This is a genomic window from Chroococcidiopsis sp. CCALA 051, from assembly GCF_003015105.1.
Classification (GTDB): Bacteria; Cyanobacteriota; Cyanobacteriia; order Cyanobacteriales; family Chroococcidiopsidaceae; genus Chroococcidiopsis; species Chroococcidiopsis thermalis.
This window is the reverse complement of the sequence record NZ_PYCI01000036.1, coordinates 1-24,125: the sequence shown is the minus strand read 5'-3', so window position 1 is coordinate 24,125 and position 24,125 is coordinate 1. Positions and strand designations below refer to the sequence as shown.

The following is a 24,125-nucleotide window of genomic DNA, read 5'->3' as shown; positions in this document are numbered from 1 at the left end:
AATTATAGAAACATCTAGTCATGAGTCATCACATATCTTTTCAAGCTGTTCAAGCCGTTCTCACCAACTCCGAGTGCTGTAAATCGAGCTTTCTCTTTACTATTTCCTTGGAAATGCAGCGCTCGGAGTTAAGATTGTCTTCAGAAGCTGGGAGAAAACCACTACGTACTAAGAAAGAAAAGTAAGCTTTTAGAAGTTGACCGCCAACTGGGGGACAAACGATAGGAGTACCTAAAAGTCCATTGATTGTGTTTTGGCAGTCATGCACCTGGGAAGATAGCAAAGAGGTTTCCAAATAAGTCTGTTGTTTTTCAGACCCTTCAGTTAGAAGAGAGGATAAGGGACTCAAGGCATTTGTTTGTGAAAGTTCTGGGTCGATCAGCTTTGATTGCCACATTTCATAAGGAATCTGCTGAATTGGATAACCGAGAATGTTCATTACACTCACTAACTGGCTCAAATGTAAAGGGTTAGGATTGAGTAGATGAAAAGATTTACCTATAGATTCAGGTTGCCTGGACAAGTAGACAATAGCTTTACTTACATAGTCTACTGGAGTCATGTTAATCTTACGCTCTAGCAGTGGTGCTGCATTAAGCTGAATCATCCCCTTGATTAACCTGCACATTAAATCATTTGTTTGAGAAACACCTGTTTGACTATGACCAGTTATCATCCCTGGTCTGTAAATACAGACGGGAATTCCTCGCTCTCTTGCAGCCATTACTAACTTCTCTGCAACCCATTTACTTTGAGCATAACCATTAAAAAAGCCGTTGCTATGAGCGAGATCGTCGTCTTCTTTAATTACCTCTTTACCAAAGTAGAAAGGTGACTGGAATACATCAAGAGTAGAAATGTAATGGACGGGAGTAACTTTGACTTGACTAGCTAATCTTAATACTTCCTGAGTTCCCAGCACGTTAGCTGCTCTCAATAACGTGTATGGATAGACTAAGTTAATCAACGCACCACTATGATAAATCAGATCGAGCTTACCAGCTAATTCACTAAATTGTAGGTCAGAAAGCCCCAAAGATGATTGCGATAAATCTCCCACTATCGGAATAACTCTACAACTCCAATCTTCATGCCAGAGACAATAGCGTTCCAGATTGCTTTGAATCCGATATTTCCCTTCTTCAAAACTAGAAGCACGAACTAAACAATGAATACTTGCTTTGGTTTTTGATAGTAACTCATTTAGTAAGAATGCTCCAATAAAACCAGTTGCGCCAGTTAAAAATATATGTTTAGGCTCTTCTGCGGTATTATCATATGTATTTGCTGGATAAATTGTAAGATCTAGAACAGCATCAGCCTGTAAATCTACTGTTGCCGTATCATCTATACCAGTACTTAAATGCTTTACTAAGTCAATAGCTTCAACTAACCCTGCTATAGTAGGTTTTTTGAAGAGATAAAATAAAGGTACATCTACCTGAAATATATTTTTTATCTGAGAAAGTAGCTGAGCTGTTAATAATGAATGTCCTCCTAACTCAAAGAAATTATCATAAATACCTACTTGTTCAATTTCTAAAATCTGAGACCAAACTTCAGCTATTTGCTGCTCGATCGAGGTACTGGGTGACACATAAGCTTGCGTTAAAGCAGGTCTAGTATTTTTAGGTTCGGGTAGCGATCGGCGATCCACCTTACCATTTGGTGTTAAGGGTAAAGCTTCCATCATCACGAATGCCGATGGAATCATATATTCAGGCAGTTTTTCTTTTAGAAACGAACGTATTTGTATTGCTAAATCGTCTATCTTGTCAGCCTTTAAGGGATTGTTAGTATATAAATTCCAGGGTTTTAGCTCAAATGTTTTTTCTGCGATTGAAAGAACTTTTCTCTCTTTTTCATCTGTAGTAGCCGTGTATCGTTGAAACACTACGTCATAACAACCATCTATTCCGCCATTATGCCAGCTAATTTGAATATGGTATGGTAAGTTGTTACATAAATCCCACCAATCTTGCGGATGAACTCCTGCCTCAGTTATTTGCTGCGTTGTCTGATGTAGTTCTCTTACTGTTTCAGGTTTGTTGGAAATTGCTATTAGTTTGACTGCATGAATGTCTGAGGTAAGTCTTGCATTAGGAATATGAGATATTTTGAGTACCTTAATTTTATCGTTTTGGAGAACGCTACAAACTATAGAAAGAGATAAATTATCTTGCTGCCAATTTAAACAATAAGGCTCAATAGTTGGCTCGATTTCACTTCCTACGTGAAGAATAACATCAGAGCGGAATCGAATCAGCTCATTTTGATATCGCCCTTGCTTGATTTGTTGCTCAACATAGCTAATTTGAGGAATGTGGTGTTTCAGAGCAGTAAAAAAGTCTGGGTGAATCACTAACTCTCTTTCCAGAAGAATACGTTCTTGAATGCGTTGCTGAAGCTGAGAAGTCGTTAGTGAAGCAGGAGATTGACTGAGTTGAACCGAAGTATGAAAAGCTTCTAGTAAAGGTAAACTACGTACATCACCAATAAAAACTTGACCTTTCGGGCTAACTAACTTGATAGCTTTTTCTAAAACTTTTACTAGGTAATCCACGCTGGGAAAGTATTGAATGACAGAATTGATAATGATAGTGTCAAACATTCCGTGTTCCAAATCTTCAAGTTCGTGAGCAGCTCTTTGCTCTAACACAACGTGAGACCAATCCTCTCCACTATGCTGCAACTGTTGCTGGATACGATGAATAGCTTCAGCAGAGAGGTCTATCCCTAAATAGTGAGAGCAACACGGAGCAATCTGGAATAATAATAGTCCCATACCACAACCAATTTCTAAAACGCGCTGGGGACGAAAAGAACGAATACGCTCTACTGTGTAGTTAACCCACTCACGTACTTCTTCTACTGGAATTGGTAAACCTGTGTAACTATCATTCCAGCCAACACTGTTAAATATTTGATTTCGACTTGTAGTAGATTGACCGTAAGTAGAACTCCAAACTTGCTGCCATTGCGAGACTTGCTCAACATCAGCTTTAACACTTGCTTTTGATAAATTTGTTTCGACCATGCCAGCTTTCTTCACAATATAGGCGACCAGCCGATTATTACCAGATGCATCTTCTTTCGTAATAACTGCGGCTTCTCTAACCTCTGGATGCTGGCTTAATGCTGCTTCAACTGCCCCTAATTCAACACGGTAACCGCGAACTTTTACTTGGTGGTCGATTCGACCAATAAACTCAATTGTGCCGTCTAAACGATAACGTGCTAAATCTCCAGTCTTATAGAGGCGCTCTTCTAGTCGATCTTTAAAGGAGATCTGAATAAATCTTTCACTGTTTAGTTCAAGGCGATTTAGATATCCTCTTGCTACTCCATCACCACCAATGTAAATTTCCCCTGGCACACCCACAGGAACGGGTTTCAATACATCTTCCTTGCGACGAGATTGCTCTTCCAACAGATAAATTTGGGTATTTGCGATAGGGTATCCTATTGATATGGAATCAGTTCCAGGCTCTATCTGACATACTGCTGACCAAATTGTTGTTTCAGTTGGTCCGTACATATTCCAAAGCGAACCGCCTTTTTCTAAAAGTTGGTCAGCAAGAGAGCGAGTCATTGCTTCCCCACCACAAAGCATCTTTAACTGTTTATGCCCTTTCCAACCTGCATTAAGAAGGAGTTGCCAAGTGGCTGGTGTAGCTTGCAAGACAGTGATGTCTGATTTATCTAAGATAGTTGATAGTTGCATTCCATCAGCAGCTACTTCTCGGCTAACTAATACGATTCTTGCACCTACAATCAGTGGTAAATAAATCTCAAGGGCTGCAATGTCAAAAGAAATTGTTGTAATTGCTAAAAGCACATCATGCTGAGTTAGCCCTGGCTTCTCTCGCATAGAAATTAAGAAATTAACTACAGCGTGATGGACAATTTGCACACCCTTTGGTTTACCAGTCGAACCGGAGGTATAGATGGTGTATGCTAAGTTCTTGGCATTAATTCCACTGTCAACATTCTCTTTGCTATATTGGGCGATCGCCTGCCAATTGGTATCCAGGTTCACAATCTGTGCTGAGTGCTGTGGCAATTTGTTAAGTTGGTTTTGCTCAGTTAGAAGTACTGACAACTGAGAGTCTTCTAGCATAAATGCTATGCGTTCCTGTGGATAACTCGGATCGAGAGGTACGTATGCTCCACCAGCTTTGAGAATGCCTAGAAGCCCAATAATCATCTCTAAAGAGCGATCGACACAAATTCCTACTAAAACTTCTGGCTTAACTCCCAATGCCTGTAGGTAATGTGCTAGTTGATTTGCTCTTTCATTCAATTCTCGATAAGTCAGTTGTTGGTTTTCAAAAACAACTGCTACGGCATCAGGAGTTTTTAAGACTTGAAGTTCAACTAACTGATGAATGGAATTGATTTGAGTCTGATTCTGCATTGATTTACCTACTACTTTAGATGGAAGACTGAAGATAGATAACAATAAGTTTGAGAATATTGAAAAATCTAGGAGAACTACCTTTAAATAATGCCAGCTAGCGATAATTCTGAATTAAATACTTTATTTCCATTTGCCGAGCTGAATATAGGTTGCAACATCATTGTTTGCTTAATCGGAATTTGAATACAGAATGTGGCTCCGTGTCCTGGTTCGGAAAAACACTTTAAAACTCCTCCGTGCTTCTCAACAATTTGGTGACTGATAGAAAGACCCAAACCAGCGCCATTACCAGCAGTTTTCGTTGTAAAGAAAGGCTCGAATATGCGATCGCGAACTTCCTCGCTAATTCCAGCGCCATTATCTTGAATACGAATAACGACGTGGGGACTAGAGAAGGAGAAACTAGAATGAGCGGTAAATTTGTCTTCAAGCTGCCACATTCCTAAAGCTAAGGAACTTTCATTTTCGACTTCCATGACTTCTGTACGAATGGTAATGGTTCCAGCTTCGCTCTGATTTTCCACAGCATCGATTGCGTTAGCAAGAATACTCATAAATACTTGATTAATTTGACTAGAATAACAGTCAATCAAAGGCAATTTGCCATATTCTCTAACAATCCGAATTACAGAATGCTTGCTGATTGCTTTCAGGCGACTATCTAAAATCAGCAGAGTACTATCAATCCCTTCATTAATATCTATCGGCTTCATTTCTAACTCATCAGAGCGAGAGAAGTTACGCAGTGACAGAGCAATTTTACGAATGCGTCCTACATCTACTTTCATTGAATTTAGTGTTTTTGGTAAATCCTCTAAGAGAAATTCTAAGTCAATGTTAGCCATCAATTCTTGAATTTGAACGCGATCGCTAGGATGATATTTTTGATAAAGTTCGATCAAATTTAATAAATTCTGAGCATAATTACTTATGTAAGCGAGATTACCATGAATGAAGTTCACGGGACTGTCGATCTCATGAGCAATTCCTGCTACTAGCTGTCCCAAACTAGACATTTTCTCACTCTGAATTAGATGAGCTTGGGTATGTTGCAATTCATATAAAGCTTGCTGTAACTGTTGAGCTTGTGCTTGAGCAACAGTCGCAGAAATGCAACTTTGTTCGTAAAGGAGAGCCTTCTCAATTGCCACTGCTGCGTGGAAAGCAAACATCGTCAGAATTTTTAAGTCTTCAGAATTGTATGAGAGCGCGGTTCTCTCGCTCAGCTCATCTACTTCTTGGCTCCAAAAAAATATCACCCCATTCATTTGTTCTTTCGTCTTCAGTGGGACGCAAATTAAAGATTTGATCGGTCCTTGATACTCGCCAAATCTAGGATCGGTAGTAATATCATTGACAATCTCGCCTTTACCTGTGTCAGCAATCCGACCAATAAGTCCTCCACCTAACTTCAAAGATTCTTGAGATGGAAAAGCTTGACCAACAGATGATAGAGATTCTAACTCTCCTGTTTTTTGATTCAGGAGTAAAATCGATCCGCCTGTAGCTTCAATTAGTTTCCCAACACCCTCAATAACCAGTTGGGCAACTTCTTTTAATTCTAAGCTAGCAGTAATCTGAGTCGTAATATCGTGGAGCAAAGTCAGCTCTCGATATTTCTCTAATAATTCGTTTGCCAGAGCCTTTTTCTCAAATTCCTGTTTTATCAAGTAAGAAATCAGGTTAACAATAGCAATAGCTTTTTCACTACCAGCAATCCAGCCAATAACACGGTCGGCAAATTCAATTGGATACCTATGTGTTGAGTTTTCACTACCTACTCCTACTATTCTTTTGCCATCAGCATCGTGAATTTGAATGGCTGTACCTGTTTCCTGTTTTAAATACTCAAGCAGAGCAACTACTTCTTTTTTTGTTGCTATTTTTTTAAAGTTAACTGGAACCATTGGCTTTTGTCTCTAGCGGTTTGTTGATTTATTTATCTTATGTTTTTAAGCTCAAACCACTGATGGTTTAGCAACTATTCGCTATCAGAGTTAGTAGATTACCAGAATTAAATCACTCGGTGTAGATGCGAATAATTCTGTTGGTTATTTTCACTATTTCACTAGCGATCGCTGAATGCCAACTACTTTATTAAAATTTTATTAAACAGAACTATTTGCTTGAAGATTGGCTTTTAAGCTATTGAATTAAGCAATTTTACAGTTGTTATTAATCAAAAGGTAGATAACATCTGTAGATTCCTTAAATTTACTGAAGCTCGGCGGTCACGCTTGAGGAGTACCACAGCTTTTAAGTGTAAATCTATACAGAAATTATTGAATAGATAACTAGTTCGATCGCTCTAGTATCCGAAATTGCCTAGTATGGGAGTAAGACTGAGCGCATATTTGCTCTAAATAGCGATCGCCATATTAGTTTGTGTAGCAGGTTGAGAAAAAAACCTAGAGAAAACACCGATCCTATAATAAAAAATCTTACCAACTCTGCAATTAGTATAATAAACTGCGATTAAATACCGAATTTCTACTTAGCTTAGCTGAAAACATCAAAAGAAAAACTCCATTGAGGTAGAGTGTCTCTCTAACTTTGAATTAAATGTTCAGGATGTTTACTATTACACTCTGAATCTAGTTTATGTCAAATTATATTGACTATGGATATTCTAGAGCCACTTTACCCGTCTAACAGAATAGCTTAGTACGATTTATCGAGTTGAGATCGAATAGCTACATTTTATAGAAGATTATGGAGAAGTTAGAGTTAAATCAGTCTTTACCTGAAAATATAGATCCTAGCTGTCATTGCTCTTACACTAACTTTGACACTCAACTGAAACTGCCGTCTCATCCAACTAGTACTGCGAATATATCGCGGAAATTCACAGCCCTGCAAGTTACAATCGCACTATTCCTGACGTGCAATTTTGTAACTTTTAGCTGCATATTTTACCTACTGCCAAATAGCCGCTATGGTGCTACCAGTCAAGCGATCGCAGTCAGCTTGTTATCTATTTTAGCTAGTATTGCAGTTTTACTTGCTTATTGGGCTTTCCAATCTCTACATATTGGGTTGCCAGCCATTCAACAGCATGAGCGACAAGAAAAATTACAGGAACGAAGCGTTTTCGATCTTATACCTCTACCAGCTTACTGGATTAATTCGGAATTAAAGATTCTTGCGGTCAATCAACATCTGGCTCAAGCTCAAAACTTGCATACAGAAGAATTAATTGGGCAGCCTATTAGTTTTTATAATTCAAATTGTCATTTTCTTGAGTTTATTCAAGCTTTTTTTTCTCAACCAGAGCAAACCATTTATAAGGAACTAGAGATTCAAACTGATAGCAGTACTCGTAACTTGCTAATAGTGGCGCAAAAAACTGCGCTAGAAAATACGGCAATTTTGATTGAAATCGATTTAACTGCTCGTCAGCAAAGAGAAACAGTACTGCGAGAGAGCGAAGAACGCTACGTTCTGGCTTTGCAAGCTACTAATGATGGCATTTGGGACTGGAATTTAAAAACTAATGCGATTTACTTTTCTTCTCAATGGAAATCAATGCTGGACTATTCAGACAATGAGATGAACTCTTTAGATGAATGGTTTTATCGCATTCATCCTGGAGATGTGGAACGCATCAAAATGGAAATGCTCAATCATCTCTCCGAGCTAAATTCTAAGTTTGAGAGCGAATACCGGATTTTATGCAAGGGGAAAACTTATCGTTGGATGCTTAGCCGAGGAATTATTATCCGGGATACATCAGGAGAAGCGTATCGCATAGTAGGAACGCAATCTGATATTACTAACCGCAAAGTTACAGAAGAACAGTTACTTCATGATGCTCTACATGATGCATTAACTGGATTGCCTAACCGAGTTTTATTTATGGATCGGTTAAGTCATGCAATTTCTCTGGCAAAAAGGCGGAGAAATTATTTATTTGCCGTGCTTTTCTTTGACTTGGATCGCTTTAAGTTAATTAACGATAGTTTAGGTCATTCAGTAGGCGATCAACTACTCATTGCGATCGCCCGTCGTCTAGAAAAATATTTGCGAGTTGGCGATACTGTTGCTCGTTTAGGTGGCGATGAGTTTACGATTTTATTAGAAGATATTAAAGATGAAAATGTGGCTACTAATATTGCCAATCGATTACAAGAAGAATTAACGCGCTCTTTCAATCTCAGTGGTAATGAGGTTTTTACTAGTGCTAGTATCGGGATTACTCTCAGTAGTTTTAATTACGAACGCCCAGAAGATTTACTTCGCGACGCAGATATAGCCATGTATCGCGCTAAAGCTACAGGTAAAGCTCGCTACGAAGTATTTAATACCACTATGCACACGCGAGCCGCTGCACTTTTACAATTAGAAACTGACTTGCGACGTGGACTAGAACGACGAGAATTTCAATTATATTATCAGCCAATTGTTTCGCTTAAAACAAGTGCGATTACAGGTTTTGAAGCACTTATTCGCTGGCAACACCCACAAAGAGGGTTAGTTTCACCAGCCGAATTTATTCCAGTAGCAGAGGAAACAGGTTTGATCGTTCCGATTGGCTGGTGGGTATTACGAGAAGCGTGCCGTCAGTTGAGTGCTTGGAAAATACAATTTCCTGAATATCAATCGTTAGTCATGAGCATCAATCTTTCTGCCAAGCAGTTTACTCAAACTAATTTAGTAGAAGAAATTACTGAAATTCTGCGGGAAACAAACGTACCTGCCCAAAGTTTAAAGCTGGAAATTACAGAAAGCGTAATTATGGATAATGCTGAAATAGCAACCACAATGCTGTTTCAGTTACAATCTCTAGGAATTCAGCTCTCAATTGATGACTTTGGTACGGGTTATTCGTCGTTAGCCTATTTATATCGCTTTCCTACTCATACTTTGAAAATCGATCGCTCTTTTATTAATAAGATTGATATAGACAGCGAACAATTTGAGATTGTCCGTACTATTGTCACTCTTGCAGCTAATTTAGGTATGGATGTGGTAGCTGAGGGAGTAGAAACATTAAAACATTTAGCTCAACTCAAAGCACTTAATTGCGGTAGCGGACAAGGATATCTCTTCTCAAAACCAGTTGATAGCCAAATGGCAGCAAAATTGTTACAAGAGCAGAATATAGTTGTAGATACAATACCAATATGATTGCGAATTCTGAAAGCTTAGTATTGCCACAACACGAGATTCACATTTGGCGTGCTAGCCTCAGCCAAAATTCAGCATATTTGCAACAATTAGTTAAAACCTTATCTGTTGATGAATTAGATCGAGCAAACCGCTTTCATTTTGAAGCAGATAGAAACCGTTTTATTATCGGTCGCGGTATCCTCAGAAGCATTCTCAGTTACTATTTAGATATCGAACCTCACCAATTACAGTTTTGTTACGGCAGTCATGGTAAACCAGCACTGAAGACGTGCGACTTGCTACATTTTAATTTATCTCATTCCCAAGACTTAGCTTTGTATGCTTTTACTTACGATCGCCAAATTGGGATTGACTTAGAATACGTCCGTCATATACCTGGATTAGAGCAAATCGTTGCTCAATTCTTTTCAACCAGAGAACGCACGACTTTTCTCGCGCTTCCTTCCAGCCAGCAGCCAGCAGCCTTTTTCCACGGTTGGACTTGTAAAGAAGCTATCCTCAAAGCACTAGGAGATGGATTAGCACTTCCTTTAAACCAATTTGATGTTTCACTGCTACCAGATCGACCTGCCCAACTATTCAGTATAAATGGCGATCGCGCTGCGGCAGAGCGATGGTTGCTTCAGTCGTTTATCCCAGCTGTCAACTATGTTGCAGCTATGGCAATCGAGGGACATGACTGGGAGGTGAAATGCTGCCAGTGGCAAGGATTGCAGGTTAAAGACAGTGATGTCGTGCTGTCTGTTTGTGAGGATGTAAGCTTTGACTGGCATCGTCCAGTTTATGGAGACAGCCAATCATAGAATTATCAGATTCTTGCTGCTAAGTCTCAACTAGATTGAGGCGATCGCCCTAAATATGCATTAATGTCGTTGTACTGGTTCTCTCGCGACATCTATTCGATCTGCAATTTTTTTGCCTCGATAACGGTAGCGCCACATAACAAAGCCAGTAACGAATAAAATTAGAGGTGCAAGTCCAACTAATACGTAGAGAACACGGCTGGGTAATCCCCAAAATGTGCCGTAGTGCAGAGGTGTAAAAGATCCGAGTACTTTTTCTGCTAAAAGTAAGTTTTGTCCATCTATGAGTTTTAATATTTTGCCGCTATATTGGTCGAGATAAACGCTACTGTCGCCATATTCGTTCGACTCTTGAGGATGTTTTTTATAGATAGTGAATGCGTCTTCTGGTTTCCTGGGTAAGTTGATAAAAGTAGTCTCTGCATTAGGTAAAGCCGCATCCGCTGTTTTCAAAATCTCTGTTATTCCCAAAGGTGACTTACCTGTAACAATTTGAGAAACTGGTTCAGGTGATTTTGGCGTGAAAGTCAGGGCGTAGATTGCAGGTTCGGCGTAATCGTAAAAATTCCAGCAGAAACCTGTAAAAGCAGTCAAACCCAAAAATATAGCAGTAACGATACCCGCAACTTTATGAACGTCGTAATTAACTCGTTTGGGGTGCGCTTGCCATTTAATCTTGAAGCCACTGATTAGCTTACGCCAACCAGACCATAAAAAGATACCTGTAAGACTGAGAACGAGAAGTAGCAAGGCAATGATTCCAACAATTTTGATCCCAATGTCACCTGCTAGAAGCGCGTAATGGAGTCTAAATACAATGCCGATGAAAGTATTGTCCCAGTTACGATCGCCTAAAATTTTCCCTGTATAAGGATTGACATAAACATCAGTGGTTTTGTCATCCTCCGTTCTCAGCCGCACTCTGTAAGTCGGGTTGTGGGGCAGAGTATTAATAGAAGCTAGTTTAAGTTCGGGGCGATCGCGGTAAGTTGCTTTTACAGTATTAACAACGGATTCTATTGCTACGCGCTGCGGTTGTGGGGTTATTTGCCCAAATTGGTGCTGTAATAAATATTGGTCAAATTCTTTCTGAAACACTAAAAAGCTACCTGTTACGCCAACAATAATTAAAATCAGCCCTACAGCTAGCCCAATGTATCTATGCAAGCTAAATGCAATACTGCGCAGTGTTTTAGTTTTCATAGTAGATTTTGCATGGAAAAATGTCTGTTGTCACTTTGGTTGACGGTGACGATCGACCAGCTATGAATTAGAGATTAAAGGTAAGTCTAGTTACAGTATCTCAATAAGTAAGTATCGTTCTCACTTACTAGCTATAGAGTTTACTCTTATTTAAAACTAATCTCAAGTAATCTAGCTTAAAATTCTACTAAAATCGTTCCTAGTACAGTTAGAGGTTTACCCTCGAAATAATCTACGTCGAACAGGTTTTCAATGCTGAGTGCGGCTTTCCAGTTATCGCGCTGGTAGAAGACTGCTAAATCTGTCTGCCAGTAACTCAGTAATTTAAAACTATTCTCAATATTACCTGGGCGATCGCCAACGTACCGCACGCCACCCCCAAAACCCAAACCTTGTAATGTACCTGCCTGAATCTCATATGTCGTCCAGAAACCACCACTATGACTGGCAATGTTGGGAACTTGAGAATCTACAGGCAATTCTGACGATTTAGCAATACGTGCCTTTGTGTAAGCATAATACAAGATAAAATCCCATCCAGGGGTAATCTCACCGACTATTTCTAAGCCGATATCTTGACTTTTTTGTTTTTCTGTCAAAACTTCCAACTCAGGATCGTTTGCATTTGTGAAAGTTACGTTTCGCTGAATGCCGTCGTATAAATAAAGAGTAGCAGAAAAGCGATCGTTAAAAAATTCTGTCTCAATGCCTACTTCTAAACCATTTTCTATTTCTGGTTTTAACAAACTACTGGAAATTTTTGGAACTGGGAGAGAGGAGTAACTTAAATTAGTATAGATAGAAAGCGAGTCGCTAAGTTGATATGAAATTTCTAGTTCTGGATTAAATGCTACGTAGTCTTGTTGACTAATATTAGAAATTTCATCGGGTAGGTCTGTAATATCGTTAATCACTAAGTCTAGATTACCCTCAAAAAACATACTAAGTCGCTTTCCTATAGCAATTTTATTCTCAAGATATAAGGACAATGAGTTTTGTCTACTAGTAAAATCAGCTAGAGAAAACGGCAAAGGAATTGTTGTTGAGTTTATGAAATTAAATTGTTTGTCTGCTTGAGTGTCGGTAGTTTTAGCAGACAGCAAAAACGGAAATTTATTCAATTCTATCCCAAAACCCATTTCATGCTGAAGAGTTCCAGTTTTAAACTCGTTACTCCAGGATAATTCAAGTACATAAAAGCCGTTTAGAGAATAATCGTCAAAATCAAATTCTCTACTTTTTTGACGCGATCGCTTCTTGCCGTGACAATTTTCAACAGTATCCCAATTTACATATGCAGCCTGAAAAGAGTTTGCGATCGCCCAGTTGATGTTGGGATTGCGATGGTCGCGAAGCGTTTGCGTAGCATGGTCGAAGAGCATACCGCCTTCCGCATCGCAATTTTCTTTTTCACTATCAGCCCAAGCAGGTTGTGAAAGTAATATTAATCCTAGCATAGCTACATATAAGAAATATCCCCCCAACCCCCCTTGAAAAGGGTAGCAAAGAGATTTCTCTAACTCTTGTTGAAAAGGGTAGCGATGAAGAATTTGTTTTAGGATTGAGAGAATTGGTATGATGAAATCGCATGATATTTACTCTAATTAGAATTCTACTGAAAGCGTACCTGAAACTGTAAACGGCGCACCAGGCGTAATAGATGTACCTCCAGATGTTCCTGCTTCATAATCAATATCAAACAAATTCTTAAAGTTAATTTGAGCCTTCCAGTTATCGCGTTCGTAAAATAAAGCCAAATCGGTGCGAAAGTAAGAAGGAAGCTCTACCGTATTGTCTAACTCTCCAAAGCGATCGCCAACATAGTATAAACCTAAACCAAATCCTAATCCCCTCAGTCCGCCTTGCTGTATTTCATACTTCGTCCACAAACCAATGGTACTTTCTGGTACGTTAGGTAGGCGGTTGCCAACTTCATAGGTATTGTCTTCACTGATGTAAGCATCGAGATAGGTATAAGACGCATAAATATCCCAACCAGGCAAAATCTCACCTGCGATACCTAACTCAATTCCCTTGCTAGTTTGTTCCCCAGTTTGGATGGAAAACTCGGGATTAATTGGATCTGTAGTCAGAACGTTCTGTTTTCTGATATCAAATAATGCTAGAGTTGCGTTTAGATTGGGATTTAAATCGGCTTTTAAACCTACCTCAAATTGTCTTCCTTTTTCTGGATCGAATGGCTCATCAGCTTGATCGAGAGTGTCACCAAAATTGGGGACAAAAGACTCGCTGTAGGAAAAATACAACGATATTGGTTCGATGGGTTGATAGACAATTCCTACTCTTGGACTCCAAGCAGTATCAGTTTGCTCAAAATCGATTCTGGGTTCGCCTAGATCTTGTGTGGTACGATTCTGCTGGTAATTGTCATAGCGCACCCCTGCTAAAAATTTCAGATTCGGCAGTAACTCAATTTGGTCTTGAATATAAAAACCCCAAGTTTCATCATAGTCGTCACGAAAAAAGGTAGGAGCTTTGTCAAAACGTCTATTGACGTAAACAGGATCGAAAAGATTAATCGATGGATACTCTCCAAATTGAAATCTGGGGTCTTCAATGTACTGCCGATATTCCGTACCTAATAGTAATTTATGTTGAATTGAACCAGTTTTAAACTCACCAACTAAATCCAGATTACCAATATATCTTTGATAATTTCCATCTGAAAAGTATTGTTCGCGAGTCATTTCGCCTGTATCTTCATCTGGAGAGCTAAAAAAGACTGCGTATCGTTCTGGGGAGTAACTAATGTAACGAAAAGCACCTGTAACCGACCAATTATCGCTAAATCCATGTCTGAGAACTGCACCTAATTCAAATCCATCACGACTATATTCGGCAAATGGTTCGCCATAGTAGCGACTGCGGGGAACATCGGCAATTCTTCCTCCTACTGCGGGAATACCATAATAGGGGGTTCGTGAATCGTTAGTATAAGAAGCATCAACCGTTAGGGAAGTTCTAGAACCAATATCCCAGGTAATGACTGGTGCAATAAAAAACCGTTCTCCTTCTACAAAGTCGATAAAGCTGTCGTTATTTTCATAAGCCATCGTGAGGCGATACCTAACTGTTTTGCTGTCGTTGAGTGGACCAGAAAAATCTAGTTCGCCACGATAGGTATCAAACGAGCCAATCGTACCAGAAATTGAAGAGTAAGGCTCTGCCAAGGGTTTCTTGGTGACTAAGTTAACAATTCCCCCTGGAGAACCTTGACCGAATAGTACGGAAGCCGGACCCTTTAATACTTCAATCCGTTCTAAATTTACGGTTTCTGAAGTATCCCAAACGTCAGTAGCAATGCCATCTCTAAAAATGCTACCCCGACTCGTATCAAAACCACGAATTTGATAATAATCGGCATAACCTTCATAACCACCCTCTAAACTAAAGACACCAGGCACATTTTGCAGTGCTTCTCCTACACGGGTGATGTTGCGATCTTCTAAAAGCTGGCGGGGAATGACTTGAATTGATTGGGGAATGTCGCGTAGGGGTGTATCTGTTTTAGTTGCAGTAGAAGTATCGGGAACGCTGTATCCAGTTTCTCCTTCTCCTGTAACAACGATTTCAACTTCCTCGTCTCCCTCAGTAGTGGCTGCTGGCGGTTGTAAGCCATCTGGGGGAGTCGTCTCATCTGCTGGTGGTGTTACTTCTGGTGTTGTTTGGGTTTCAGGTGTTGGTACTGGTGCTTCTGGTGTGGGTTGTTGGGCTGTAGGTGCGATCGCTTCTGGTAGAGTGAGAGTAAGGGCGCGATTGCTCCTTCCCACTTCTATTTTGGGTAAATCTTGGGTTCCCGTTACCGTGACTCGGATATTATTCGTTCCTTGTTGAGTAACAGCGACAGATGCGATTCCCGATGCAGGGTTTTCTTGACGAAAAGTTTTGTTTTGTGCTAGTTGTGCGTTGGGAATATTGGCGACAAAGGTTTTGCTGAAACTAGTAGGAAAGACTTGTAATGATTCACCGTCTGGTGTTTCTAAAATTACTTCCAGTCCTTTATCTGTCTGTTGCAGTTGTACAGCAGTTACTTGGGTAATGCGGCTTTGTGCCAAAGATCCCCAGATCCCCTCGCCTGCGGCTCCCCCCTTAAAAAGGGGGGTTAGGGAGAGTAAATTGCTCTTTGCTGCTGTGTTTTGGGGGGTTGGAGAGAGTAAATTGCCCCCCTTAAAAAGGGGGGTTGGGGGGATCGAGATCTCTGCTTCAGTCGCGTGTACTGGTGGAGCGATCGCAACTGCGGCACTAACAACAAGCAATAAAGAATAGATCTGCAACTTCATTGAAATTTCTCACACCAAACTTGAAACAATTAAGAAAAGCGATCGCGACAAAAAATCACTCAGCTTAAAACTGCCACGAAACTGTTCCCTGAACTGTAAACGGCGCACCAGGAATCGCTTGCGTTCTACTCTGTACTCCTTCAAAATATTCGACATCAAATAGATTTTTGAAGTTTAATGCTGCTTTAAAGTTGTCTCTTTCGTAATAAATAGCAGCATCTACCCGTGTAAAATCTGGAACTGTAAAAGAGTTGTCCAAATCTCCCGCTCGACTATCAACATAAAAAATACCAGCGCCAAATCCTAAACCTGCTAGCGAACCGCTTTGAATGGTATATTTCGTCCATAAACTAGCAGTATTGAAAGGGACATTGTTGAGGCGATTGCCGACTGCATAAGTATTATCAGCAGTAATTTCCGCGTCGGTATAAGCATAGGAGGCAATAATATTCCACCCTGGCAGAATTTCTCCCGATACATCTAGCTCAAATCCTTTACTTTGCTGCTCGCCTACCTGAATCGAAAAGTCAGGATCGGGATTATTGGCATCGTCAGTCAGAACGTTACTCTTGGTAATATCGTAAAAAGCTAAAGTCGAGGCAAGCCGACCGTCCAAAAACTCACCTTTAACACCGACTTCGTATTGTTCTCCAATCTCTGGTTCAACAGCACCGCCACCAGTAAGCCTACCAGTCTGCGGTATGAAAGCGCGGCTGTAGTTGGCATAGAGAGAAATTGGTTGAATTGGTTGATAAACAATTCCAACTCGCGGTGAAAATTCGCTGGCTTCTGTATCAACGTTTAATGTTGGGTCACCAGGATATCTTTCTTCTGAGTCAAAACTATCAAATCTACCGCCTAGAACCAGTTTCAGATTGTCAGTAAAAGCAATTTGATCTTGCAAATAAAAGGCAATCGTATCTGATGAAAGCTTACCACCGTTATAGGCAGGATCGGGTTCGAGCGAGAACGGAAAATCAAAGACAGATTCGTAGTCGGGATCGAAAATATCTATTGATGGGGATTCTGCTGCTGTTGCATCGTCAAAGTATCGTCCTGTCTGTCTGGCGAGTTCGACACCGAACAACAATGTATGCGCGATCGCTCCCGTGTTAAACTTCCAAGTCAAGTCATTTTGTAGCGTATAAGTCTCGTAATACTGACCGCCAAAATAACGAGCTAAAAGTAAAGTCCGGTCATCTGCTTCCAGTTCATTTGCTTCTACAGAGTTATAGATTTCCTTACTACTGGTGTACCGCAAGGCAGTTCTGAGTGATAAATTTTCGCTGAAACGGTGGTCTAGATAAAGATAGCTGCGAAATTCGTCCATTTCTTGCTCGTAAGAGGGATCGCCCAAAAAGCGACTCAAGGGAATGTCAGCTACTTCGTCACCAACGGCTACTAAACCTCGGTCAATCGGTCGGCGATCGCGCAGATACTCTCCTTCAAAAGTTAAGCTGGTATTGGGGCTAATTCTCCACGCAAGTACGGGAGCGATGAAATACCGCTCCGTTGAAACAAAATCTCGGAAACTTTCGGCGTGTTCGTAAGCAGCGTTCAACCGATAAGCAAGCGTACCATCAGAGTTGAGCGGACCCGAAAAATCCAGCGTCGGACGATAGAAATCGTAACTTCCTGCCGTGAAATCAATTTGGTAAAAGGGTTCGGGTAGCGGTCTTTTAGTCGTAAAGTTAATGATTCCTCCAGGTTGTGCTTGTCCAAACAGGACGGAAGCTGGTCCTTTTAGCACTTCAATTTGCTCGATATTTGCTGTTTCTGGGTAAGTACGAGTGTTAAATTGTCTGTCCTCTCTTAACCCGTTTTTGAATTGGATAGCCTCAAATCCCCGCACGTTATAGGTGGGGCTACGACCGCCAGCGTCTGTGGAGAAATTGACACCGCTAACGTTACGCAGTACGTCGTTGATGCGAACTGCTCCCTGGTCTTCTATCACCTCTCGCGGAATGACTTGAATGTTTCCTGGGACATCGCGGATGGGTGTATCGGTCTTAGTTGCTGTTGTGGAGTTAGGAACGCGATAGCCAGTTTCTCGCTCTCCCGTGACTACGATTTCTGATTCCTCATCTCTCTGTGTTGTTAGCTGTTGGACTTCACCTTCTGTAGGGGGAACTTCTGACTGCGGTGTAGTGACTTGTGGCTGTGTCTCGCTTGCAGGTGGTGCTGCTGGTGCTGCTGGGGGTTGAGTTGCAGCTGTTGTAGATGTGGTTGCACTCAGAACCAAACCATTTTCGCTTTGTCGTACCCGTACCTTCGGTAACTCTGTCTCACCCGTCACCACAACACGGAGACTATTGGCTCCAGTTTCGCTAACTGTCACCGCTGCAATGCCCTTTACAGGGTTTATTTGTCGCAGATTATTTCTATCTAAAATTTGTAATTGAGTATTGACAATGTTAGCAACAAAAGTTTTACCAAAACTAGATGTAAAAACTTGCAGCGACTCGTCATTCGTCGTTTTTAATACAATCTCTGCTCCTGATGCTGTCGGCTGAATTTCTACAGATGTTACCTTGACTACATCAGCTCTTACTGGCTGTGCCATAATAGCCACAGCAATTCCAGCCAGTCCCACACAACTGACCAAATGCATTTTATTCACAGTGTTTCCTCACACAAAGCCACAGCAATTTACAGCTCAAGCGCAAGCTATATGCTGAATTACTGAGTTATAAATCTACCTTCAACTAGGAAATTTTATCATTATTAATGCAAGCCACTAGCATTAAATTTTAAGTATTTCACAACTGCTATGAAAACAAGTCTTTTTTTATACAAAATTTCAAAATTGGTAAATTTGAAAGTTTAAACTCGATCGCATTTGCGATCGAGTTTAGATACAAGAGCGGCTTCAATCTTAGTTGAGGACGAAACGCACTCTCAGCACGACACGTCTTCCCTTTTTGAGATCGTTATATTTCCAACGAGTTACCTGCCTAAGTGCCGCTGCATCTAGGTCTGCATCACCGCTAGACTGCACTAACTGCGCGTTGCTCACATTCCCATCCGAATCTACATAGAAAGCAACTTTGGGAACCCCCTCTACTCCCCGCCTTCTAGCACTGGCTGGATACCTGGGTTCAGGACAACGGCGACAAGTTAGAGTGTTGGAACCTTCGGAATCACCCGTTTCGCTGCGCGGTTGTCTGACAGTTCGGGGTCCTGCTGCTACAGGAGTTCTACCAGTACCCGTGCTAGGTCTGGGAGCTACAGCGGGTGCTTGAGGATCGCCCGTACCAGTTAATACTTTTTCTTGTGTTGCCCTCGAATTCCTCAGATCCGATAACTTATTTCTCAATTGCGGATCGGGAGTTGCTACTGGTGCTGGAGCAGGTGCGGGCTTTGGCGTAACAGCCTTTGGCGGCGGAGTCACAGCACGCGGTACGGGCTTGGGTGTAGCCCTAACAACTTTTGGGGGGGGCGACTGGCGTACGACTCGTTGAGGCTGCCTGACTTGTGGCTGTTGTACCCGCCGTGGCTGGGGTTTTGGTTTTGGTGGTTCTGGTTTAGGTTCTGGCTTCTTGACCTCCGGTTTTTTAGGAGGATCGACGATGACAACTTCTATGGGTTTTGGCTGGGTAAAATTCCTTTGCCATAATTTATCAATACCTGCGTATAGCAGACCGACGTGCAAAGCTATGGAACCAACCAAGCTACAAGCTAAAAGAGTCTTCAGCGATCGCGCTTCTTTCTCTCGCTGCTGGATAGCAATATTATCAGAACCCATAGAAAACAGTTGCCAATAATTTTCATTAACTCTCGTTAGATTATGATGTTACGTTCCCCGTGTCAAGAGGAAATCAGTTGTCAGTTATCAGTTATTAGTGACTAACCACCAACTACCGATTACCCATTACCAATTACCCATTACCAATTCATTTCAATAAGTCTGCATCTCCTGGTTTTGGCTGAGAAAAGGTTGGTTGTTGGTTGTTGGTTGGTGGTTGTTGATTGGTGGTGGGAGATTCGGTGCTGGGAGATGTGGAGGTTTCGGGAGTAAAGACATTAACTAGAGTTTGTACTAAAGCATCTCGCTGTTGGCGATTGAGGCGGTTAATCGCAGCGCGATCGCCTTCTAGGGGATTTTGATGTAAGGTTTTTGCCCCTGGATACGTGGTGTCTTGAATGAGTTCGTTTGCCCCTAAATAATCTGCTAGGGTTAATTTCCAATCTAGACGGTAGTTGGGCGCTCGACCTTTGACATAAACGTGATACTCAATTAAGCGGTTGACAAGAGTGCTATCTGGATTGACTTTTCCTGACTCTCTACTAACGTACTTATTTTCTAGTGGAAGATTGGGTAGTTGTTTGTAAACTGGCTTCCATGCGTCGCGGATGTCGGCTGCGGGTGGTTGTTGGGCAATTGCTGGTAAACTCAGAGCAATCGCGATTAAGATCCCCCCAACTCCCCTTTTTAAGGAGGGTTTCGGTACACTTTTGGTTAGGAGAAATCTAAAAAATAACAAAAATCTCATATTGCTAAAATTCCACAACAACTGGTGTATGGTCGCTAGGCTTGGGTAGCTTACGCGGTGCGGGATCGATCCAACAAGCGATCGCCTGCTGGTACAATTCTGGCGATAAGTATAGATGGTCGATCCGCCAACCTAAATTGCGGCGGAATGCTGCGGTGCGATAGTCCCACCAGCTATAGTGTCCGCCTTCTGTGATAAATTTGCGAAAGGCATCGGCAAACCCTAGTGCTAAAATCTCCTGCAAGGCTTGACGTTCTAGTTCTGATGCCATAATTTGACCTGTCAGCTTGTCTGGATCGTGCAGATCTCGCTCGTCGGGAGCAATATTAAAATCACCGCAAACACACATCACCGGAGAAACGAGCAACTGCGATCGCAAATATTCCCGCAGGACTTTTAACCACCCTAACTTATATTCATATTTTTCACTGCCCACTGCCGCACCATTAGGGACGTAAAGATTGACGATGCGGACGCGATCGAGCGTACCTGCAATTACTCGCTTCTGTTCGTCTAAAGCTGCGAGTAACTCAGCTTCTACAATACCGCTCTCTACTAACAGTGGTGCAAACCCAGTACTTACGTCTTGTAACGGCTGTTGGCTGAGGATAGCAACGCCGTTATAGGACTTTTGCCCAGAAGCGTATACATAATAACCTAGATGCTCGAAGGGCGATCGCGGAAAATCTGCATCTACGACTTTGGTTTCTTGTAAACACAGTACATCTACTGGAGTTTGTCTTAACCAATCTATCACCTGCTCTAAGCGGGTACGAACCGAGTTCACATTCCAAGTGGCAATCTTCATTTATCAGTTATCGGTTATCAGTTATCACAAGAGAGTGACTAGTCACGAGTGGCTGATGACTAGCAAATAGTCTAGCCACCAGCTACTAGCCACTCACTACTCAATTACCCACGATCGCTCCATTGCAGATCGTACATTAACAAGTTGCAAATTATGGATTATATTAATCGTTGTTTATTTAAGTTTTAACGCTACAATTTAGAACGATCGAAAATCCTGTTTTGCATTGATAAGATGAAAAGAATCTGTTGTTATCTAGTAGAGCAACCATATTTTTTGGTATTGTCGATCGCAGTTGATTTAGTAATTAAAAAATTTTGAGAATTTTTTCCTTCTTCCGATAGAAACCATACATAATTGAAGTAGCTACAGTATATTTAATATGAAATTACTAGATCGAATCAAACAAGCATTTGCTGGGTTTAGGGTGGTGCAGGAAACTGATTGGTGGGTAGAAATTATCACGACAAAGCCACGCTGTACTTACTATTTTGGACCTTTTTCAACGCACGATGAAGCAAAAGCAGCTTATCCTGGTTACGTTGAAGACCTTGATAGTGAGGGAGCGCAAGGCATTACAATTGTTATCAAGCGTTGCCAACCCACAGAGTTAACCATTTGCGCCGAAGAGGAAATGCAGGCTGATTAGATAGTTGGGAGTCAATCGCTATCACTGCTCAAGACTCACTTTGTTACGAATTGAATTGAGACTTTGAATAATCAAAGGAATGGCACTAACAAATATCAAACTAGATACAAATAAGCCAACTGCGCCATCTACCCATAACCAATGCATGAGCCAGATTGCGATCGCTGCTACAATTACGCCGATCGAACTAATTAAATCTGCCAAAATATGTAGAAAAGCACCTCGGACGTTGAGATCGTGATGGCTGCTGTCGTGCAGTAAAAAGACATTAAACCCATTGACTCCCAAACCTACCCCAGCAGTCACCAACATGGGTAAACTGAGGATCTCTGTCGGTGGAGACTGGAGGCGAGAGACAGATTCAATTGCAATCCAAACTGCGATCGCTACCAGTCCCAAACCATTGAGTACAGCGGCAATAGCTTCGATCCGCATATGAGCAAAATTTTCTCCTCTAGCTGCTTGTCGCTGTACGAACCAAGCTGCTAGCAGAGACAAAGCCAAAGCAAAGCTATCTGAGAGCAAATGACCGGATTCAGCTTGTAAAGCTAAACTATGACTCCAATAGCCCACCCCAAACTCAAGTGCGGCAAAACTGGCGATCGCGATCAGTGCCGTCCATAATAATTTAATTTTGCGATCGTAGTTGCTCAGTGTATGACAAGTGCAGCCGTGGATACCATGATGAGAATGACCGTGATGAGAATGAGAATTCAGCATAGAGTCTTGGCAAATATAAGTTGCGTATAACTTGTGAATTGTAATTTGTAATTCGTATTTTGTAATTAGTAATTCTATGTAGATGAGCTGTAGGGACAGACAGATGTAAGTCCCTACGAATTGACTTTGGCTGGATTTCTGGCTGAATTACTTAGTAGGAAATAACTGCTTGGGGATCGTTCCGTGAATTCCTTTCACAATATCTACTACCTGAGAAACATCAAAATCAATTGCCGCACTACCTAGCATCAGGGCATCTTGTTTTGTCATGCCATACTTCTCATTGGCAATTTGCAAGTATTCTCTGACAGATTTTTTCATGGCTTCATCCAGATCTTTATCCAATCCGACAGCAATCCAAGCATCCTTTGTTTCCCCCATTGGGGTTGCTAACTTCATATCTTTATGCAAGATAAATTCAAACGTGGGAGTTAAGGAACACTCGATCGCCGTCAAAGCAACTTCGCCATTTGCTTGAGCGCAATGGGGATCGCCAGCGTAAAATAGTGCGCCAGGAACTTGTACGGGTAAATACAAGCTCGAACCACGTCCTAGAAGCTTGATGTCCAAATTACCACCATAGTTCCCAGGTGGTACGGAATTCGCTGCATCGGCTGGGTTAGCAGGCACGACTCCCATTAATCCGACAAAAGGCTTCAACGGGATCTCAATTGGTAGTAGGTTGTTGGCAGGTTGAAAAATGCCTACTTCCCGCTTGGCATCTATGGCGATAACTTTGGAGTAGATTGGAGCGTTATTTTCAGGATACTCGCCAGGTAATGCTCCTTTGCCGTGACGATTGGAAATTGCACCATAAGGCGATCTGTAATTGATGTCTAGGGTCTTAATTTCCAACACATCGCCTGGTACTGCGCCCTCTATGTAAACTGGTCCAGTAATAACGTGAGGACCGGGACCAGTCTTTTTCACTTTGGCTTTAGTTTGTAGTTGGTCTGAGAGGATCTGCTGTCGAGAAATCGTACTTTTAGGATTTTTAGGAATGCCACCCTGGGCGAAAAACCGAACGGTGTCTCCTTGATCTGGGAGGATACCTTCGTGAGATATTGTCTCCATAACCACGCGATCGCCCGATTTGACGCGGGCGATCGGCTTGCTATCTGGTTTAAATAATTCTCCCCAAATCACGTTTGCGGGAGTTGAAAGAATTTTTTGCGTCCGTCCGGCGGCGATGACGGGAACTGAGATTGAAATCGTACCAACCAATAGTATTAACCCTAAACCTATTGCGATCGCCAGCCGCCCAGATTTATTCCATCTCCAAATACCGATCGCTAGCTGGGAATTGGCGATCGCAAATATTTTTTGCTTGTTCACTTGCTCCTCACAATCACACTTATAAATTCACGCTGATTTAGGCAAACTGATTCAATCAAATTAGGCAGATCGATTCATCGACTAGCTGACGCTAAGCCTGTAACTTTTAGCTCGGTTCATATTTTGATTGAAAGTACGTTCAATTATTTGTGATAAAAGATACATATAGCCAAGTTCGACATTTCAAAATAAAAGGGACGGACAAGATGTCCATCCCACAAAAAAGCTAATTGAGGGAGCAGGGAGCAGGGACGAGCTGGGAG

At 41.5% G+C, this 24,125-nt stretch carries 14 protein-coding genes; 3 read left to right on the top strand and 11 right to left on the bottom strand.

Going from position 1 to position 24,125, the window contains the following annotated elements; genetic code table 11:
* Positions 1-49: 49 nt before the first annotated feature.
* On the bottom strand, positions 50-4,417 hold the full coding sequence (locus C7Y66_RS11145) for an amino acid adenylation domain-containing protein (RefSeq protein WP_106545636.1): 4,368 nt from the start codon (positions 4,415-4,417) through the stop codon (positions 50-52).
* Between the two features lie 83 nt (positions 4,418-4,500).
* Positions 4,501-6,327 (bottom strand): ATP-binding protein, encoded by a 1,827-nt coding sequence (locus C7Y66_RS11140; protein ID WP_106545635.1) that lies wholly within the window; start codon positions 6,325-6,327, stop codon positions 4,501-4,503.
* 805 nt (positions 6,328-7,132) lie between these two features.
* Here C7Y66_RS11140 and C7Y66_RS11135 point away from each other — a divergent pair.
* Together C7Y66_RS11135 and C7Y66_RS11130 are read left to right on the top strand one after the other, a co-directional pair.
* Entirely contained in the window at positions 7,133-9,547 is a 2,415-nt protein-coding gene (locus tag C7Y66_RS11135; protein ID WP_106545634.1) for a GGDEF and EAL domain-containing protein, read from the top strand.
* Positions 9,544-10,353, top strand: coding sequence for a 4'-phosphopantetheinyl transferase superfamily protein (locus tag C7Y66_RS11130; protein WP_106545633.1), 810 nt, complete (start codon positions 9,544-9,546; stop codon positions 10,351-10,353). Before C7Y66_RS11135 ends, C7Y66_RS11130 begins: the two co-directional genes overlap by 4 nt.
* Positions 10,354-10,413: 60 nt before the next feature.
* Here C7Y66_RS11130 and C7Y66_RS11125 read toward each other — a convergent pair whose 3' ends face one another.
* From C7Y66_RS11125 to xth, 7 genes are all read right to left on the bottom strand, one after another.
* Complete coding sequence (locus tag C7Y66_RS11125; protein ID WP_106545632.1) at positions 10,414-11,556, bottom strand: PepSY domain-containing protein; 1,143 nt, start codon at positions 11,554-11,556, stop codon at positions 10,414-10,416.
* A gap of 176 nt (positions 11,557-11,732) precedes the next feature.
* Complete coding sequence (locus C7Y66_RS11120; protein WP_106545631.1) at positions 11,733-13,013, bottom strand: TonB-dependent siderophore receptor; 1,281 nt, start codon at positions 13,011-13,013, stop codon at positions 11,733-11,735.
* Between the two features lie 147 nt (positions 13,014-13,160).
* Complete coding sequence (locus tag C7Y66_RS11115) at positions 13,161-15,857, bottom strand: TonB-dependent siderophore receptor (RefSeq protein ID WP_106545630.1); 2,697 nt, start codon at positions 15,855-15,857, stop codon at positions 13,161-13,163.
* 64 nt (positions 15,858-15,921) lie between these two features.
* Complete coding sequence (locus C7Y66_RS11110) at positions 15,922-18,468, bottom strand: TonB-dependent siderophore receptor (RefSeq protein WP_106545629.1); 2,547 nt, start codon at positions 18,466-18,468, stop codon at positions 15,922-15,924.
* Between the two features lie 264 nt (positions 18,469-18,732).
* Positions 18,733-19,602: an energy transducer TonB gene (locus C7Y66_RS11105; protein WP_106545628.1), complete on the bottom strand. Its 870-nt coding sequence runs from the start codon at positions 19,600-19,602 to the stop codon at positions 18,733-18,735.
* Positions 19,603-19,750: 148 nt separating this feature from the next.
* The gene (locus C7Y66_RS11100) at positions 19,751-20,350 is read right to left on the bottom strand and encodes a hypothetical protein (protein WP_106545627.1); all 600 of its coding nucleotides are present in this window, start codon (positions 20,348-20,350) and stop codon (positions 19,751-19,753) included.
* A 4-nt stretch (positions 20,351-20,354) separates the two neighbouring features.
* Positions 20,355-21,158, bottom strand: coding sequence for an exodeoxyribonuclease III (gene xth, locus C7Y66_RS11095; protein WP_106545626.1), 804 nt, complete (start codon positions 21,156-21,158; stop codon positions 20,355-20,357).
* 382 nt (positions 21,159-21,540) lie between these two features.
* Between xth and C7Y66_RS11090 the strand changes: the two genes are divergently transcribed.
* Positions 21,541-21,807, top strand: a complete 267-nt coding sequence (locus tag C7Y66_RS11090; protein WP_106545625.1) for a DUF1816 domain-containing protein — start codon at positions 21,541-21,543, stop codon at positions 21,805-21,807.
* A 21-nt stretch (positions 21,808-21,828) separates the two neighbouring features.
* Here C7Y66_RS11090 and C7Y66_RS11085 read toward each other — a convergent pair whose 3' ends face one another.
* Positions 21,829-22,527 carry a cation diffusion facilitator family transporter gene (locus C7Y66_RS11085; RefSeq protein WP_015153955.1) on the bottom strand — a complete coding sequence of 233 codons (699 nt, stop codon included), beginning with the start codon at positions 22,525-22,527 and terminating at the stop codon, positions 21,829-21,831.
* 147 nt (positions 22,528-22,674) lie between these two features.
* Positions 22,675-23,862, bottom strand: a complete 1,188-nt coding sequence (locus C7Y66_RS11080) for an acetamidase/formamidase family protein (protein ID WP_106545624.1) — start codon at positions 23,860-23,862, stop codon at positions 22,675-22,677.
* Between the last annotated feature and the right edge of the window lie 263 nt (positions 23,863-24,125).